The sequence below is a fragment of the Candidatus Lernaella stagnicola genome, assembly GCA_030765525.1.
Taxonomy (GTDB): domain Bacteria; phylum Lernaellota; class Lernaellaia; order Lernaellales; family Lernaellaceae; genus Lernaella; species Lernaella stagnicola.
In genome coordinates this window covers 149,126-165,011 of record JAVCCK010000034.1, presented here as the reverse complement: position 1 = coordinate 165,011, position 15,886 = coordinate 149,126, and the positions used below count along the sequence as shown (strand labels likewise).

The following is a 15,886-nucleotide window of genomic DNA, read 5'->3' as shown; positions in this document are numbered from 1 at the left end:
CTCGGTGCTAACAGTTTGGCCGAATTCGGCCGAGGCAAAAAATATGCGACTAGTTCGAAATCTGGTTATTGTGCTTGTGGCGTTCTCGATGATCGCGGCCTCCTGCGGTAAAAAACGCGTCGGCGAAGATGATGCCCGCAAAGCACAAGGCTATTACGAAATGGCCGTCGCCTCCATGTACCACGGCGACCCCACAAGCGCCCTCGGCGATCTCCAGACGGCCCTGACCTACAATCCCAACGATCCCGAAATCTACCACGCGCTGGGCATCGTCTATTATTCCAAAGAGAAATACGGCAAGGCGGTCAGCAACTTCAAGAAGGCGATTGAACTGCAACCCGACCACTCCGACTCCCATCACAACCTCGGCCACCTTTACTTGACTCAAGGCCGCTACGAGATAGCCATCAAGGAGTTCCACAGCGCGCTGGAAAATGACCTCTACCGCAACCGGGCCCAATCCCTCAACGCCCTGGGGTATGCCTACTTCAAAAGGCGCGATTACCTCGAAGCGGAGAAGTTTCTCAAGGAATGTATCGACCACGACCGCCTGTACTTCACCGCCTACGACAACCTCGCCAAGGTCTACATCGCCTTGGAGCGTTACGACGACGCGCGGGAAATTCTCGAACGCGGTTTGGAAATCAGACCCGTGTTTCCCGAAGCCATGCTCGACCTGGCCATGGTCGTGTGCAAGCAAGGCGATAAAAAACGCGGGCTCGACCTGCTCAAGCGTATCAAGCAAATGGATCCTTACGGAGAATTCGGCGCCCGCGCCGATGAGTACAAGATGCTCTGCGAGTAGGAACTGCGAATGCCTTGTAAGAACTTCCCTCTCCGCCATCCGGACCGTGACCGCATCATCGCCAGTCTCAAGCGTCACGGCGTCGAGCAACTCGATGTCGTCGCCGTCAGCGGCAGCGGGCTCTCGGGCATCGTCGACCAACTGCATGTCCGCAAACAAATCCCCTACGACCAAATCGAAGGCTACCCGGCCCCGAGCATTCCCGGCCACCCGGGCAAGCTGGTCGTGGGCTCGCTGGATGAAATCCAGGTCGGCGTATTCGTCGGCCGCTTCCATTTTTACGAGGGCGCTTCCGGCGCAAAACTCACGTTGCCCGTGCAAGTCGCGGCCGGTCTCGGCGCCCACACGATCTGCCTGACGACCGCCGTCGGCGGCATCAATCCCGATTACCGCGCGGGCGACATCGTGCTGGTCCGCGACCACATTAATCTCATGGGCACCAACCCTCTGTTCGAAATGATTCGCGAATACCAGGGCAACGCGTTTCTCGATCCGGAGGTCTCGCCCTTCGTGTCGTTGACCGATCTGTACCGCACCGACTTTTTCGACGAGTTACGGGCGCACGTGGCCGAGCGCGGCGGCCGCCTGCACCAAGGCGTGCTGACCGCGTTTGCCGGCCCCAACTACGAATCTCCGGCCGAAGTACGCATGACCCGCGTCATCGGCGGCGACATTGCCTGCATGAGCACCGTGCCCGAAGCGATTTTCGCCCGCTACGCCGGCCTGCAAGTCGTCGCGTTGGCCTGCATCACGAACGTAGCCAATGACGGCACCGGCGAGGAGAATCCCACGCACCACGAGGTACTGGACGCCGCCACGGCCGCCGCCGAGATGTTCTCCCAAACGTTCGGGGAAATGCTTCGCCTGCTCTAGCTGCTTGATTTAAGGAAAAGAGAAAAGACTACCGGCGGCGCCGGCGAAGCGGTCGAATCAACGACGCCGGCTGTTTCCGGATGGTTTGCGGAATGGACGGTCCGATGACCCATGTCGGATCGTACGTGCGCATCGCCAAATCCCAATCGCTCTCGTCCTGGATGCGGTGCATCGTATAGAGGCTGCGCCGGACGAAATCGTACGCCAAGGCCTCCGAGCCGTCCTCCAATTCGAAGGGGATGGCGCGAAAGAGGTCCGGATGGTTTTCGAGTTCCTCGATCAGTTCGCCGTCTTCATCGGAAAACAACTCTTCGAGTTCCTGCGCGTTGATGAAATCTTGCGCGTCGTCATCGAGCCCCAAGTCGAAAACGTCATTGCTGGGCCGGGTCATATTCATCATCACGTAAAGCGGCGTACTGCCCGCTTGCCCAAGGGCGTGATTCTCTTCGACCTTGGAAAGCTTCTGCAACTCGTGCATCAGATCCGTGTATATAAAAATCCGCATGCGATTTTTCGCCATTCGTCGATCTTCTCCCGCCGGTAGGGGACCTTGCGGCCATGTTGACTAAAAGAATTGGTGAATGCAAGGCGATTAACGAGCGCCGAAAATCCGGGTGCCGACCCGCACGAGCGTCGCGCCTTCCTCGATTGCCGCGGGAAAATCCGCCGACATTCCCATCGATAATTCCGGCAGCGCCAAGCCCAAATCATCCTGCAACCGGTCGCGCAATTCGCGCAGGCCGCGAAAGAAAGGGCGGACCTGCTCGGGCGGCCAAAACGGCGGCATGGTCATCAGGCCGCACACTTCCAACTCCGGCAAAGCCGCCGCGTGTTGCACCAATGCGGACGCGTCTTCGGGGTCGCAACCGCTCTTGACACCCTCTCGCGCCACGTTGACCTGCACCAGGATTTTGATCCGGCGTTCATGCAGGCCCGCCCGCCTAGCGATTCCGTCCGCTAAACGGATACTGTCCACCGTGTGAATCATGTGGATCCACGGCGCCAGGTATTTCACCTTGTTGCGTTGCAGATGGCCGATGTAATGCCACCGCGGCTCGCCGGCAACCTTCATCGCTTTGTCGCGCAACTCCTGCACATAGTTTTCGCCGAAGTCCATTTGACCGGCCGCCATCGCCGCCTCGATCGCCGCCGCCTCGTGCTTTTTGCTCACCGCGACCAGACGCACCGAGGCCGCATCGCGCCCCGCTTGCTCGGCCGCGCGGCTGATTTCTTCCAACACGGTTCTGAGGTTTTCCGCCACACTCATGGCTTTCCCTTCACCAGGATGTCTTCACCGTAGATCGTTTCCCACAACATCGCCACTTCCGCCAGCGGCAGGCCGACTACGTTCGTGTACGAACCCTTGACCTGCTGCACCAGCCCCGCCCCGATACCCTGAATGGCGTACGCGCCGGCTTTGTCCATCGGCTCGCCCGTGGCGACGTACGCGCGAATCTGCGCGTCGGACAAAAGACGGATGAACACGTCGGACATGGCCACGTCCACGTATTCCCGCCCTTGTTCAAGATGCATGAGGCAAAAGCCGGTGAAGACGATGTGCCAACGACCGCTGATCAAACGCAGCATCGCAACCGCCTCGGCCGCGTCCCGCGGCTTGCCCAGAATCGCATCGTCAACGACCACCGCCGTGTCGGCCCCCAGCACCCAGCGGGACGGATACTTCGCCGCAACCGCCGCCGCCTTCTCCCGAGCCAGGCGCCGCGTGTGATCCCCAGGCGTTTCGCCCGGCAACTGCTCCTCGGGCACGCCGGAAACACACACCTCGAAATCGATGCCGAGCTGCGTGATCAAGTCGCGCCGTCGCGGACTGGCGCTGGCGAGAATCAACCGAGCTTCGCTCAAGCGAACGACTCCGGCTCAATCAGCATCGCCATGATCGCTTTTTGCACGTGCAGGCGGTTTTCGGCTTCGTCCCAAACCTTCGACGCGGGCGATTCCATCACCTCGTCGGTCACTTCCTCGCCGCGATGCGCCGGCAGGCAGTGCAGGAAAATCGCGTCGTCCCTGGCCAGGGCCATCAATTCGGCATTGACCTGGAAACCGTCGAAGGCCGCACGCCGCGTATCCTCCTGCCCTTCCATTCCCATCGAGGTCCAGACGTCCGTGGTCACCACGTGGGCGTCGGCGACGGCCTCGGCAGGGTTGGTCGTCACCGTAATGCTGCCGGCGCCTTCGGCTTGCGCTCGGGCGAGAATTTCCGCGTTCGGCGCGTATCCCTCGGGGCACGCGAGCGCCAGGTCGAAGCCCAGGCGGCCGGCCGCGTTGAGCCAACTGTTCGCCATGTTGTTGCCGTCGCCAAGGTAGGCGATCTTTCGTTTTTCGTAGTGACCTACGTAATCGATCACCGTCTGCAGGTCGGCCAATATCTGACACGGATGCAGCAAATCGGTCAGCCCATTGATGACCGGCACCGTGGCGTGGGCGGCGAATTCTTCCAGCACGTCCTGCCCGAAAGTGCGAATCATCACCGCGTCGACGTAGCGCGAGAGCACGCGGGCGGTATCCTTGATCGGCTCGCCGCGGCCCATCTGCAGATCACGTGAGGACAAAAACAGGCCTTGCGCGCCAAGTTGGAAACACCCCACCTCGAACGAGACTCGTGTGCGGGTGCTGCTTTTTTCGAAAATGAGCGCGACGCTGCGACCGTCGAGCGGGCGGTGCTCTTTGTCGTCCCGCCACAATTCACGCAGGTCCGCGGCAACATCGAACACGCGCCCGATTTCATCCGCGCTCCAGTCGGCCAAACTCAGAAAATGTCTCATAGCGATCCCCTATTACAGAATGAAGCGCGACAAATCGACGTCTTCGGTAATTTCCGCCAACGCGTCGTGAACAAAGGCTTTGTTGATCGTCACGGTCTGCCCGCCCATATCCGGCGCGTTGAAACTGACTGTCTCCAAAAGTTTCTCCATCACCGTCGCTAGGCGCCGCGCCCCGATTTCCTCGGTTTTTTCGTTAACCTCCACGGCGACCTCGGCGAGGCGGCGGATGCCGTCCTTGGTGAATTTGAGCGTCACGCCTTCCGTATCCAGCAATGCTTCGTACTGCTTGGTCAAGGCGTTCCGCGGCTCAGTGAGAATCCGCACGAAAGCTTCGAGCGACAGACTCTTGAGTTCGACACGAATCGGGAAGCGCCCCTGCATCTCGGGGATGAGGTCCGAAGGCTTCGCCACATTGAACGCGCCGGCTGCGACGAACAGGATGTGATCGGTGCGCACCATGCCGTGCTTGGTATTTACGTTGCTGCCTTCCACAATCGGCAGCAGGTCGCGTTGCACGCCTTCACGCGAAACGTCCGGACCGTGCCCGCTTTCCCGCCCGGCGATTTTGTCGATTTCGTCGAGAAAAATGATGCCGCTCTGCTCGACACGCCGGATCGCCTCGACCTGAACCTTCTCCATATCGATCAGGCGTTGAGTTTCCTCCCGCACGATCAATCTCATGGCTTCGGGCACCTTCACCTTCGTCTTTTTCGTCTTCGCCGGGAAAAGGTTGCCGAACATGTCCTTGAAGTTGATGTCCATGTCCTCGAGTCCGGAACCGGAGAGTATCTCGATCATCGGCATTTTCGAGTGGTCGGGTACCTTCATCTCCACATCGCGATCGTCCAGCTTGCCGTTCAGCAACATCTTGCGGAACTTCTCGCGTGTGCGCTCGTAACTGCGCGCCGCGTCTTCCTCGGACGTCGCGCTCTCCTCCTCCGCGTGCACAATCACGAAGTCCTCGCCTTCGACAGGCTCTTCTTCGTAAACGATTTCCGCGTCCGGCGCGCGCTTGGCTTGCACCGGCGGTGGAGGCAACAACAGGTCCAGCACTCTTTCGACGGCGATCTCGTGCGCCTTGTCGGCCACTTCCTGTTCGTGCTCGGCCCGCACCTGGTTGATACCGATTTCCGTCAGGTCGCGGATCATGCTTTCCACGTCGCGACCGACGTAGCCCACTTCCGTGAACTTGCTCGCCTCGACCTTCAGGAAAGGCGCGTTGACCAACTTGGCCAGGCGGCGGGCGATTTCCGTTTTGCCCACGCCCGTCGGCCCGATCATGATGATGTTTTTCGGGTAAATTTCTTCCTGCAATTCTTCGTCGAGCTGCGCCCGGCGCCAACGGTTGCGCACGGCGATCGCCACCGAGCGCTTGGCGTCGTTTTGCTCGACGATGTAGCGGTCCAACTTTGCAACGATCTGCCGCGGGGTCAGGTGCTTCTCGTCAAATCCCGTCATTTTCTTACAACTCCTCGACCGTGATGTGGTCGTTGGTATAAATACAGATGGACGCCGCGATGGCCATCGCTTCGCGCGCGATTTCCGCCGGCTTCATCTTAGTGTGCTCCATCAGCGCCTTGGCTGCGGCCTGCGCGTACGTGCCGCCCGATCCAATGGCGATCACGCCGTCGTCGGGTTCGATGACATCGCCCGAGCCCGAGAGCAGTAGCGTGACGTCCGCGTCGGCGACCAGCAGCATCGCTTCCAGCCGGCGCAGAACCTTGTCGCTGCGCCAGTCCTTGGCCAGTTCGACGGCGGCACGCATCAGGTTGCCTTTGTATTCGTCCAACTTCCCCTCAAAGCGTTCAAAGAGTTGGAAGGCATCCGCCGCGGCGCCGGCAAAGCCGCCGAGCACGGTCTTCTTTTTTCCCAAACGACGCACCTTCGTGGCGCCGTGTTTCATCACCGTGTTGCCGAGCGTTACCTGGCCGTCGCCGGCCATCGCGACCAGCTTGCCGCGCCGCACAGCCACCACGGTCGTCGCATGAGGTTGAGTCTTCATTCGATTGTTTCCTTTTCGCTTGACGTTTCGCGTTTTCGTCGTCCGCGCGGGTGTGCCTTTTCGTACACCTCCAGCAGCTTGTCAACATCCACGTGCGTGTAAACCTGCGTGGTCGAGAGGCTCTCGTGTCCGAGCATCTCCTGAATCATCCGCAAATCCGCGCCCGAATTCAGCAGATGCGTGGCGAAACTGTGCCGCAATGAATGCGGCGTCACCTTGCCGTCGACTCCCGCCGCTATCTTCGCCCGTCGCACAATATTTTGCACCGTCCGCACCGACAGCGCCCGCGCTTTGATTCCTAGAAACAGCGGGCTCTTCTCGACGATGCCGTACGTTTTGACCCGCGGCGCCCTCGTCGCGGCCACATAGCGGTCCAGCGCGGCGGTTGCGTACGCGCCCATCGCCACGATGCGTTCCTTGCTACCTTTGCCGTGCACGCGCAAGGTACCCGTTTCCTTGTCCCAGTCGTCGACCACCGCCGCGACCAACTCACTAACTCGACACCCGGTCGAGTAGTAAGTTTCCAACACCGCGTGGTCGCGCAGCAGCGTCTCGACTTTGGTCGAAGTTATCGCGCCCATCATTCGCCCGGCGTCCTCGACCGACACGCCGTGGGCCAGCGTGCGATCTTTTTTCGGCGCCCTGACAAGCCGCGCCGGGTTCCCTTCGATAAGGCCGCGCTTGCGACAGAAACGGAAGAACGCTCGAAGCGAAGCCAACTTGCGACCGATCGTCGCCTTGCTTGACCCGCCGGTCAACTCCGCCAAAAACAGCCGCAGGTGCCGCTTTTCGGTGCGCAGCAGGTCCACCTTGCCGTCCTTGAGGCAGAATTCGTGCCGCAGGCAGAAGTCCACGAACTGCCGCACGTCGCGAAGGTACGCTTCCCGCGTGTGTTTCGACAAATCGCGGTGCACTTCCAGATTTTCGGCAAAAGCGGTGAGTAGTTCGTCCAAAAATAGGAGCCTTTCGACGCGTAAGGTCCGCGTGAAAGCTAAAACCGCCCTGCGGCGGTGTCAACGTCCGAGGTGCCAAACATATGAAACACTTGGACCTTAAAACGTTTCCAACCAAGCCCGCAACGCCGCGAGTGAGCGCTCGTGATAGTACAATTTGCGGTCGCGCTTCGAGAGACGTTTTTCCGCCGGCGGCAGCAATCCGAAATTGGCGTTCATCGGCTGAATCGGCACCTTTTCGCTGGCGACAACGTACTGCGTGAGGGCGCCCAGGATCGTTTCGGCGGGCAGTTGCGGCATGGGTTCGCCGCGCAGCGCCGCAATCGTCAACCGCGCCACCCAAAGCCCCATCGCCGCGCTTTCCAGATACCCTTCCACCCCGACAAGCTGCCCGGCCAGGCGCACACCCGGGCGATTCCTCAAGCTTAGATCTCTCGCCAACACGCGCGGCCCATCGACATAGGTGTTGCGATGAATGACGCCGTGGCGCAGAAACTCCGCCCGCTCCAACCCAGGGATGAGACGCAACACGTCCCGCTGCGCCGTGAAGGTCATGCGGGTTTGAAAACCAACCAGGTTCCACATCTGCCCGGCCGCGTCCTCCCGCCGCAGTTGTACCGCCGCATACGGCCACCGCCCGGTGCGCGGATCCGTCAGCCCGACCGGCCGCATCGGCCCGAACCGTAGCGTATCGAAACCGCGGCGCGCAATTTGCTCGATCGGCATACAGCCTTCGAAAACCTGTTGGTCCTCGAAACCGCGCGGCGTGACCAAATCGGCCTCGTTCAAAGCTTGCACGAAACGCTCGTACTGCGCTTCGTCCAGCGGGCAATTCAGATAATCTCCGGGGTCGTCGCTCCGGCGGTTGGCCAAAAAGGCAATGTCCCGATCGATCGAATCATCGGCCACAATCGGGCTGGTGGCATCGTAGAAATGCAGGTGTTCCGAGCCGGTTTCCGCCGCAAGTTTCGCCGCCAAACGGTCGCCGGTCAGCGGCCCCGTGGCGATGACAGCCGGCGCGTCGGGTAGATCGACAACCTCTTCGGTGCGTATCTCAATTCGTTCCTGCTGCCGCAGAATTTCGGTAACGCGCGCGGCAAAACGCTGCCGGTCGACCGCCAACGCTTTGCCCGCCGCCACGCTGGTTTCCCGCGCCGCGGCAACAATCATGCTGTCGAAGCACTCCATCTCGGCCACGAGCAAACCCTTGGCCGTGCCGGGAGCCGCGCTGCCCAGACTGTTGGAACACACCAGTTCCGCGAAGTCGGCACTTTGGTGAGCGGGAGTGGAAACGGCCGGCCGGGATTCATATAGCACGACGTCGAAACCGGCGCGCGTCAATTGCCAGGCGGCCTCGGAGCCGGCGAGCCCCGCCCCGACGACCACAACATTAGACACGGTTCACGCCTCCGTGGCGTTTTCGCCTTCCGTTTCGGAATCGGGAACAGTTTCCGCTTCGGCGAAGTCGCAATCTTTCACCGGGCACACGAGGTACGACTGGCCGTCCCGTTTTTGCCGCAGCAAGTAAGGGCTGCTGCACTCGGGGCACTCTTTGGACACCGGCTCGTGGCGGAAGGTCATGCGGCATTTCGGATACGCGTTGCATCCCCAGAAGACGCCTCGCGGGCCGGTTCGTTCGACGATTTGTCCCTCGCAGCCTTCTCGCGGACACGCCACGCCGGTTTCGAACGCCAGCGTTCCTTTGCATTTCGGATACTTTTCGCACGAATAGAAACGGCTGCCTTTGCGGCTGAATTTCATGACCATGGGGCCGCCGCATTTCGGACAGATTTTGTCGGAAGGAATCGGTTCCGCGCGCTGCATTTGCTCTCGTTCCACGATCACAATATTGCCGTCATCGTCGCGCTTGAAGTTGGCGGTATGCCGGCATTCGGGAAACTTCGAACAACCCAGAAACGCCCCGTTACGGCCGTATTTGATCAGCAGTTCGCCCTCGTCGCAGGTCGGGCAGGAAATCCCGGTCTTCTCCCCTTCGCGCTTGAGGTTCTTCATTTCCTGTTCGGCTTTTTCCAAGTCCACGGTGAAGGCCGTCCAGAAATCCTGCAGCAACGACTGCCATTCCACCTTGCCGGTTTCGACGTCGTCGAGTTGGTCTTCCATGCGGGCGGTGAAGCTGACGTTCAAGATGTCCGGGAACGAGGCGACCAGCAGCTTGGTGACCGCACGGCCCAGATCCGTCGGCCGCAAACCGCCGCGTGTTTTCTTGGCGCCCGCCGGCTGATCGGCGGTTTCCTTTTTCGTCGCCTTGACGCGCTCGACGTATTCCTTGTCGAGAATCGTCGACAAAATCGCGGCGTAGGTCGACGGCCGGCCGATGCCTTTTTCCTCGAGTTCGCGGATCAAAGTCGCTTCGGTGAAGCGCGACTGCGGTTGGGTAAATTTTTGCTGCGATTCTACTTTTTCCTCCCGCAATTGCTGAGACTGCTCCAAGGACGGCAATTTCGCTTCCGGGCCGTCCTCATCGGCATCACCGTTGCGACCGTTTTCGTCGTCGTCACGCATCGCCGCAAAGTGCCCGGCGAAGATTTCGCGGTGTTCGCCGACCACCAATCCGTAGGGACCGTTCTCGATGTTGATCGTCGTGACGGCGTACTCGGCCGGGGCCATCTGGCTGGCGATAAACCGCTTCCAAATCAATTCGTAAATCTTGAATTGCCGTGGCGTCAGGCGGCTTTTGAGTTTCTCGGGCGGCAGATCCAAGCTTGTCGGGCGGATCGCCTCGTGCGCCTCCTGCGCTCCCTTGCGACTGCGATAAACATTCGGTTTTTCCGGCAAAAAGTCCTTGCCGTAGGTGCGCTCGACATACCCCAGCGCCGCGGCCTGCGCCTCGCCGGCCACGCGCACCGAATCGGTACGCATATAGGTAATCAAGCCTTGCGGTCCGTCGCCGCCGACCTCGATGCCTTCATACAGTTCCTGCGCAACCCGCATCACGTTGGCCGGGGTCAGGCGAAGGCGCCGGCTACCGGCCTGCTGCAACGTGCTGGTGATGAATGGCGGCAGCGGCCGTTTTTTCTGCGTTCGGCGGGCCACTTTCGCCACGACGTACGACCCGCGCTTCAGCTCATCGAGAATCGCCTGCGCCGTTTCACCGTCGTTGATCGCGAGTTTCTTGCCGCCCTTGGTCGTGAGTTTCGCCGTGAACACGGGCGGTTCTCCCGCGGCCAAATCGACGAAAATCTCCCAGTATTCCTGCGGAGCAAACTTCTCGATTTCCTCTTCGCGCTCCACCACCAAGCGTACGGCTACCGATTGCACGCGCCCGGCCGAGAGCCCCCGCTTGACCTTTTTCCACAACAGAGGCGAGAGCTTGTAGCCCACTAATCGGTCGAGAATGCGCCGCGCCTGTTGGCTGTTGAACTTGTCTTCATCCAGTTCCTGCGGATTGTCCAAGGCAGCCAAAACCGCCCGTTTGGTAATTTCGTTAAAGCTGACGCGTTGCACCGGCTTGCCCTTGACCCCCAGCGATTGCGCGATGTGCCAAGCGATGGCTTCCCCTTCGCGGTCGGGGTCGGGGGCCAGCAGAACGCGGTCGGCCGCTTTGGCGGCTTTACGCAATTCGGTCAGCACTTTTTCTTTCCCTTTGATCGTAACGTATTTGGGCGCGAAGCCGTGGTCGACGTCCACTCCCAGTTCCTTGGGCGGCAAGTCGCATACGTGACCGACCGAGGCGCGCACGACGTACCCCGCACCCAGATATTTACTGATCGTTTTGGCTTTACTCGGTGACTCTACGATGACCAGCGATTGCGTCATTGATCCTCCAGGTTCGCATAATATCGATTGCCGGGACGGCGTTTGACCCGGCCCATCAATTCCAATTCGACAAGCGCCGCGTTAACCCGCGCCGCGTCCATTCCCGTTTTCTCCACCAGCTCGTCGGTATCCGCCGGTTCGAGAACCAACGAATCCCAAACACTTCCGGCATCGCCCGGTGGCGGCGGAACCCGCGGTGCGAAGCTCTGCAGGGCCTCGTCCTCCGCTCGTCCCCGGCGCTGGTACTCTCCCAACACCTCCTCCACCACATCCACGATATCCAGCAACGGTTTCGCGCCGTCTCGAATCAACCGGTTCGTGCCCTTGCTTTGGGCTCGATCGATCTGTCCCGGCACGGCGATCACCGTTTTATTCTGCTCCATGGCGTACCGCGCGGTGATAAGCGCGCCGCTTTTGTCGCCCGCTTCCACAACTACCACCGCTCGCCCCAATCCGGCCAACAGGCGATTCCGCCGCGGAAACGTCCCCCGCGTCGGTCGCGTGCCCGGCAGCAACTCGCTAAGCAGGGTTCCGCCCGCGGCAACGACTTGCTCGAACAAGGACGCATGTTCCGGCGGATAAGGAACGTCCAGCCCCGCCCCGCAGACCACGACGGTTTTTCCGCCGGCCGCCAACGCACCGCGGTGGGCCAATCCGTCAATCCCGCGCGCCCCGCCGCTGACGGTGCAAATTCCGGCACGAGCCAACGCGGCGCCCAAGCGCTCGGCCACCTTCTCCCCGTAAGGCGTGGGGTGGCGCGTGCCGACGATGGTGGCCGCCAGTTGAGTCGTATCCTCCAGGCTTCCTCTTACAAAGAGCACCGGCGGTGCACCGTCCATCATGCGCAACGCGCCGGGATAGCGGGGATCGGCTATCGTCACGATCTCCTGTCCCGCTCGTTCGGCGTCCTCCAGAATGCGGTCCACCGCGTCCCAATCGTTGAACCCAGCCATGGCGCGGGTTCGCGCCTCGGACAAGCCCGAAGTGCGCAAAAGCGCCACGCCCGCTTCAAAGGCGTCCTGCGGTCCGGGGAAAGCAGCCAGGACACTCGCCGCTGCCATCGGGCCGATACCTGGGACGCACGTCAGTGCCACGTAATACCGGGGCATCTTGCCTCCCGCGATTGGGGCGTAAGAAAAACACCGTCTCGCGGGCTCTGTCAAGGTCCCCGTATTTTCCGGAACGATAACCACTCGTTTTCCATCGCAAGCCGAGTTGCCGAAAAAGAGCGGTTGCCTGTTCTACGCGCCGTCGCGACGGGCGATTAACGACGAATGCCGGCAAGGCCCGAGGCGCTTACCGGCATTCCAACGGCTGACCCGCGGGTCAGCCCGGTATGGGTAGCTTTTTACTCGACGTCGCTGATCACGGTGTCGCCGATGTGAACATCTCTGGTCGCGTTCGTGATGAGCACCGTCGCGGTTTTATTGTCAACCCGCGTGACGATGGCGTTGCCGATTTTGTAGGACGGCAGTTCTTGCTTGTCTTTGCTGGCCCGCCAAATCGAGAAGCTGTTACCGACCTTCAGGCCGTTTTTCAAGCCGAGGTCGACGAAGGCCATCTTCATCGGTCCCAGCAACATGTCGTTGTCCGGCGGTCCGTGCACGATGGTGCCGGTCATTTCCAGGTCGGTCATTTTGAGTTTGATGCGAACGTCATCACGCGGCATGGCGATCAAACGGTCGCTCACGATAATTTCGGAGGTGGCGTCGATGATTTTGCCGGTATAGACGACTTTGCCGTTGGGCAGCGTCGTGGCATCGACGGTCTCGAGTTCACCGAGCAGATTGATCATGTATCCCACGTTGCCCATGCCGCCGGGGTGGTTCACCTTTTTCTGGACGCGGAACACGGTGAACACATCGCCGAGCTGCACGTTCGCGCTTTTCTTCATCCGGAACGAAATCTCATGCAGTTCGCCCAATAGGATTTGACCGTCGATGTGGTCGATGATCTCGCCCGCACCGTCGATCGATTCCTCGCTGATCATGTCGATCTTGTTCACGCGCGTGCCGTACACGAAGGTCAAGTCGAACACGCCCATAGCAGGCGGTTCGAACAAATCGCGTTCGGGCGGCCTGACCTCGCCGAACAACGTCACACCGCGTTCGAGCTTGACCTTGAGATTCTGGCCCGGGTAAATCCAGTGTGGATCGGCGACTTGGGGGTTCATTTCCCAAATCAACGGCCACGCCCACGGATCGCTGTAGAACTGCTGTGACAGATCCCACAGGGTATCGCCGGACACAACCTTGTAGTCCACGATCTCCACCTTCTGCATCACGCCAACCGGTTTCTGGGCCGCGGTGACCTTCTTGTCGGTTTGCGACCAAGCCAGGCCGGCGGTCAAAAGGACCAACAGCACGATGCCGGTCAGCAGCAGGGTACGACGATGATTCATGAATCAAACCTCCTTCAACGAGGCGAATCGAGCTTGATCTTTTTCGCCTCGGGGGAATCCGGATACTGTTGCAAAAGACGCTGTTGCGCCTCGTTGCCCTTGGCGGTCTGTCCCAGTTGCCCAAAGCAAACCACCATCCAATATAGCGCCCGCGGCGCGTACGGCCCGGCGACTTCGCCCGCAGCCAGGCATCGTTCGTATTCGCGAACCGCCTGCGTAAACTCGCCGAGGTTGCGATACGTCTGGCCCAGTGCATAGCGTGCCTGAGGAATATACGCGCTTTGCGGATACTGTGTCACAAAAGCATTGAGATCGTAAATCGCCAAGCCCCAATTCTGCTGTTTTACTTGGCGCATAGCACTTTCAAAAGCGGCGCGATCGTCGGCGTCGGGCTGACCCGAGCCGGTCGGCAGGGGCAGCGGGGACATAGGTTCCGGATTCGTATCGAGCGAGGGATTTCCGGCGTCGGCGGTGACCTGCGGCCGATCGATGTAGACCGTAGGGGTTTGCATGTCTTCACGCATCTTGTTGATCGCCTCGCGATTGTTGCGCGTGCCTTCCCGCAGAACGAACATCGAACTGCTCATTTCCTCCATGCGGAGGTTCATATCGGCAAGCGTCGCCTGCAATTCGGTGACCTGGGCACTCAGTTCATCCACCCTTTTTTTGGCGTTCTTCTCAGTCGTCGCACACCCCACCAGCGCGAGGATGCCCAGACTGATCACGAATATGGTCCACCTCTGTTTGCCCATACGTGTATACGAATCCCTACTTTAGTCGCTGCAATCGTATCGCTCAGGCCCGGAGGCTGTCAAGCGAATTTACCCTACTTACGAGCAATTATTTATAAAATTCTAAGGTTTCGCAAGAACTTTTGTTCGCACCACGAGCGGTCGGTCGTAAATGTCTAGGAATGCCTTTTCATCGCCCGGACGGTACGAAAGCAGCGGAAACATCTGCACGAGAATGGTGTAGTCGCCTTTTTCCAACTCGTCGAGCCCGTCCAATTCGAAACCCAAACAGCCGAAACAACCCGGATAACGCTCCGGTTCGTCCGGCGTTGACGCATCGTCCAGATAGTACAGCGGCATCGAAACCGACTGCGGCGCATCGATCATGACCTGCCGCGAAAACCAACCTTCCCGATGCTCGGGCCGCGTTCCGGCGACGACCTGCCAATCCGACGGTGTGGTGTCGACATGGCGCTCGGCTTCGCTCATGCGACCGTCGATGAGCATCCCCTGCCGGTTGTGGGCATTGTAGAACTTGCGCCCGGGAACATCCGGAGGGGTATCGACATAAACCCGCAAACCAGCCTCCTCGAAAAACCGGGGGACCCTGAAAGGTACCCGAATTTTCAAAGGAAATTGCATTCCGGTCTTCCAGTAAACGCTGGTTAGCTCCACGCTGGGGCTCGGGACCCGTCCGAACAACCTCACCCAGTTTCGGGTCCGCCTGACGACCCGCACCGGGCCATCGGTATAGGCAAGGATTTCCGCACGAAAATCGTTCTCGTTCTTGGATATTGTCAATATATTCCATACAGTTACGGCGCGAGCGCGGATCTTTTGGCGATCGGCGACGCTCTGTCCGCTCCCACCAGCTCGGCGCGGCACCGCCAGTCGGCTAATGCTGATGGGCGCCTCGGCATGGTAGCCGATGGTGTAATCCGTTGTTTCAATTAGATTTTTCTCGACGTTGTAGGTCACATAGTCGGTCCCGGACCGCGGGGCTGTGTCGGGATACACCGCCAGGTATACATACGCCCTGCTCCCGTCAACGGGGTCCTGTACTTCAATTTCTTGAATGTTTTCAACATCTTTTGGAAACGGTAGGCCGGTGCAGCGCGGGCCGGTATCGGCGACCATGAAGGCGATTTCGTCGTCGGCGTCGAATCGACCCCAATCGATATCCGCCTCGGCTTCCGGCCCCGATTGCAGCACGTATCGGTCGTGCAAACGCTCGTCGATCTGGAAAGGAACCGGACGCCAGCGATCGCTGTCACAACCTAACAGCGCGAGTCGGCGAATCTCGATTCGGTGTGCCGACGCGAGCAAATCGCCGCGAACGACGACCGGATCGGGCGTCCGATCCAGAGTTTTGGACGCAATCGAGGTTCCAATCGGAAGCAAAATGAGGCTCAACAGCGTCGCAATCGCGCTAATATAGTGTACAAGACGTTGTTTCATTGGGCCGATGGTGTAAGCCCAACGCGGCAGTGTCAAGTCAAAGATTTTTGTTTTGACAACAGGGAATCAGCCGGGCAAACTTAGCTCAGCGGTCGTAGACACC

At 60.0% G+C, this 15,886-nt stretch carries 15 protein-coding genes; 2 read left to right on the top strand and 13 right to left on the bottom strand.

The genetic code is table 11. From position 1 onward, the window contains the following. Positions 1–43: 43 nt before the first annotated feature. The gene (locus P9L99_15480; protein MDP8224760.1) at positions 44–805 is read left to right on the top strand and encodes a tetratricopeptide repeat protein; all 762 of its coding nucleotides are present in this window, start codon (positions 44–46) and stop codon (positions 803–805) included. A gap of 9 nt (positions 806–814) precedes the next feature. Further along, the gene (locus P9L99_15475) at positions 815–1,678 is read left to right on the top strand and encodes a purine-nucleoside phosphorylase (GenBank protein MDP8224759.1); all 864 of its coding nucleotides are present in this window, start codon (positions 815–817) and stop codon (positions 1,676–1,678) included. A gap of 28 nt (positions 1,679–1,706) precedes the next feature. On the opposite strand, the gene P9L99_15470 is transcribed toward P9L99_15475, so the two are convergent. The 13 genes from P9L99_15470 to P9L99_15410 form a co-directional block, all read right to left on the bottom strand. Then, positions 1,707–2,183: a hypothetical protein gene (locus P9L99_15470; GenBank protein MDP8224758.1), complete on the bottom strand. Its 477-nt coding sequence runs from the start codon at positions 2,181–2,183 to the stop codon at positions 1,707–1,709. Between the two features lie 87 nt (positions 2,184–2,270). Then, entirely contained in the window at positions 2,271–2,945 is a 675-nt protein-coding gene (locus P9L99_15465; GenBank protein ID MDP8224757.1) for a YggS family pyridoxal phosphate-dependent enzyme, read from the bottom strand. Then, complete coding sequence (locus P9L99_15460; protein MDP8224756.1) at positions 2,942–3,541, bottom strand: Maf family protein; 600 nt, start codon at positions 3,539–3,541, stop codon at positions 2,942–2,944. Before P9L99_15460 ends, P9L99_15465 begins: the two co-directional genes overlap by 4 nt. After that, complete coding sequence (gene argF, locus P9L99_15455) at positions 3,538–4,461, bottom strand: ornithine carbamoyltransferase (protein MDP8224755.1); 924 nt, start codon at positions 4,459–4,461, stop codon at positions 3,538–3,540. The genes P9L99_15460 and argF overlap by 4 nt, the downstream gene beginning before the upstream one ends. 12 nt (positions 4,462–4,473) lie before the next feature. Then, on the bottom strand, positions 4,474–5,919 hold the full coding sequence (gene hslU / locus P9L99_15450; GenBank protein ID MDP8224754.1) for an ATP-dependent protease ATPase subunit HslU: 1,446 nt from the start codon (positions 5,917–5,919) through the stop codon (positions 4,474–4,476). A 4-nt stretch (positions 5,920–5,923) separates the two neighbouring features. Continuing rightward, positions 5,924–6,463, bottom strand: coding sequence for an ATP-dependent protease subunit HslV (gene hslV, locus P9L99_15445; GenBank protein MDP8224753.1), 540 nt, complete (start codon positions 6,461–6,463; stop codon positions 5,924–5,926). Further along, positions 6,460–7,416: a tyrosine recombinase XerC gene (locus tag P9L99_15440; protein MDP8224752.1), complete on the bottom strand. Its 957-nt coding sequence runs from the start codon at positions 7,414–7,416 to the stop codon at positions 6,460–6,462. The genes hslV and P9L99_15440 overlap by 4 nt, the downstream gene beginning before the upstream one ends. Positions 7,417–7,515: 99 nt before the next feature. Next, positions 7,516–8,814, bottom strand: coding sequence for a methylenetetrahydrofolate--tRNA-(uracil(54)-C(5))-methyltransferase (FADH(2)-oxidizing) TrmFO (trmFO, locus tag P9L99_15435; GenBank protein MDP8224751.1), 1,299 nt, complete (start codon positions 8,812–8,814; stop codon positions 7,516–7,518). A 3-nt stretch (positions 8,815–8,817) separates the two neighbouring features. Then, complete coding sequence (gene topA / locus P9L99_15430) at positions 8,818–11,193, bottom strand: type I DNA topoisomerase (GenBank protein ID MDP8224750.1); 2,376 nt, start codon at positions 11,191–11,193, stop codon at positions 8,818–8,820. Beyond that, a complete protein-coding gene (gene dprA / locus P9L99_15425; protein MDP8224749.1) occupies positions 11,190–12,302 on the bottom strand; it encodes a DNA-processing protein DprA in 1,113 nt (370 codons plus the stop codon). The genes topA and dprA overlap by 4 nt, the downstream gene beginning before the upstream one ends. A 239-nt stretch (positions 12,303–12,541) precedes the next feature. Next, positions 12,542–13,594, bottom strand: a complete 1,053-nt coding sequence (locus P9L99_15420) for a LysM peptidoglycan-binding domain-containing protein (protein MDP8224748.1) — start codon at positions 13,592–13,594, stop codon at positions 12,542–12,544. A gap of 14 nt (positions 13,595–13,608) precedes the next feature. After that, positions 13,609–14,346 carry a tetratricopeptide repeat protein gene (locus tag P9L99_15415; GenBank protein MDP8224747.1) on the bottom strand — a complete coding sequence of 246 codons (738 nt, stop codon included), beginning with the start codon at positions 14,344–14,346 and terminating at the stop codon, positions 13,609–13,611. A 102-nt stretch (positions 14,347–14,448) separates the two neighbouring features. Beyond that, positions 14,449–15,462, bottom strand: coding sequence for a hypothetical protein (locus P9L99_15410; protein MDP8224746.1), 1,014 nt, complete (start codon positions 15,460–15,462; stop codon positions 14,449–14,451). Positions 15,463–15,886 lie beyond the last annotated feature (424 nt).

Excerpts from the sequence above, each read along its gene's own strand:
- argF (MDP8224755.1), bottom strand. The coding sequence starts at position 4,461 with ATGAGACATTTTCTGAGTTTGGCCGACTGGAGCGCGGATGAAATCGGG.
- P9L99_15415 (MDP8224747.1), bottom strand. The coding sequence starts at position 14,346 with ATGGGCAAACAGAGGTGGACCATATTCGTGATCAGTCTGGGCATCCTC.
- P9L99_15410 (MDP8224746.1), bottom strand. The coding sequence starts at position 15,462 with ATGGTCGCCGATACCGGCCCGCGCTGCACCGGCCTACCGTTTCCAAAA.
- P9L99_15480 (MDP8224760.1), top strand. The coding sequence starts at position 44 with ATGCGACTAGTTCGAAATCTGGTTATTGTGCTTGTGGCGTTCTCGATG.
- P9L99_15420 (MDP8224748.1), bottom strand. The coding sequence starts at position 13,594 with ATGAATCATCGTCGTACCCTGCTGCTGACCGGCATCGTGCTGTTGGTC.
- P9L99_15465 (MDP8224757.1), bottom strand. The coding sequence starts at position 2,945 with ATGAGTGTGGCGGAAAACCTCAGAACCGTGTTGGAAGAAATCAGCCGC.
- hslU (MDP8224754.1), bottom strand. The coding sequence starts at position 5,919 with ATGACGGGATTTGACGAGAAGCACCTGACCCCGCGGCAGATCGTTGCA.
- hslV (MDP8224753.1), bottom strand. The coding sequence starts at position 6,463 with ATGAAGACTCAACCTCATGCGACGACCGTGGTGGCTGTGCGGCGCGGC.
- dprA (MDP8224749.1), bottom strand. The coding sequence starts at position 12,302 with ATGCCCCGGTATTACGTGGCACTGACGTGCGTCCCAGGTATCGGCCCG.
- P9L99_15470 (MDP8224758.1), bottom strand. The coding sequence starts at position 2,183 with ATGCGGATTTTTATATACACGGATCTGATGCACGAGTTGCAGAAGCTT.
- P9L99_15475 (MDP8224759.1), top strand. The coding sequence starts at position 815 with ATGCCTTGTAAGAACTTCCCTCTCCGCCATCCGGACCGTGACCGCATC.
- topA (MDP8224750.1), bottom strand. The coding sequence starts at position 11,193 with ATGACGCAATCGCTGGTCATCGTAGAGTCACCGAGTAAAGCCAAAACG.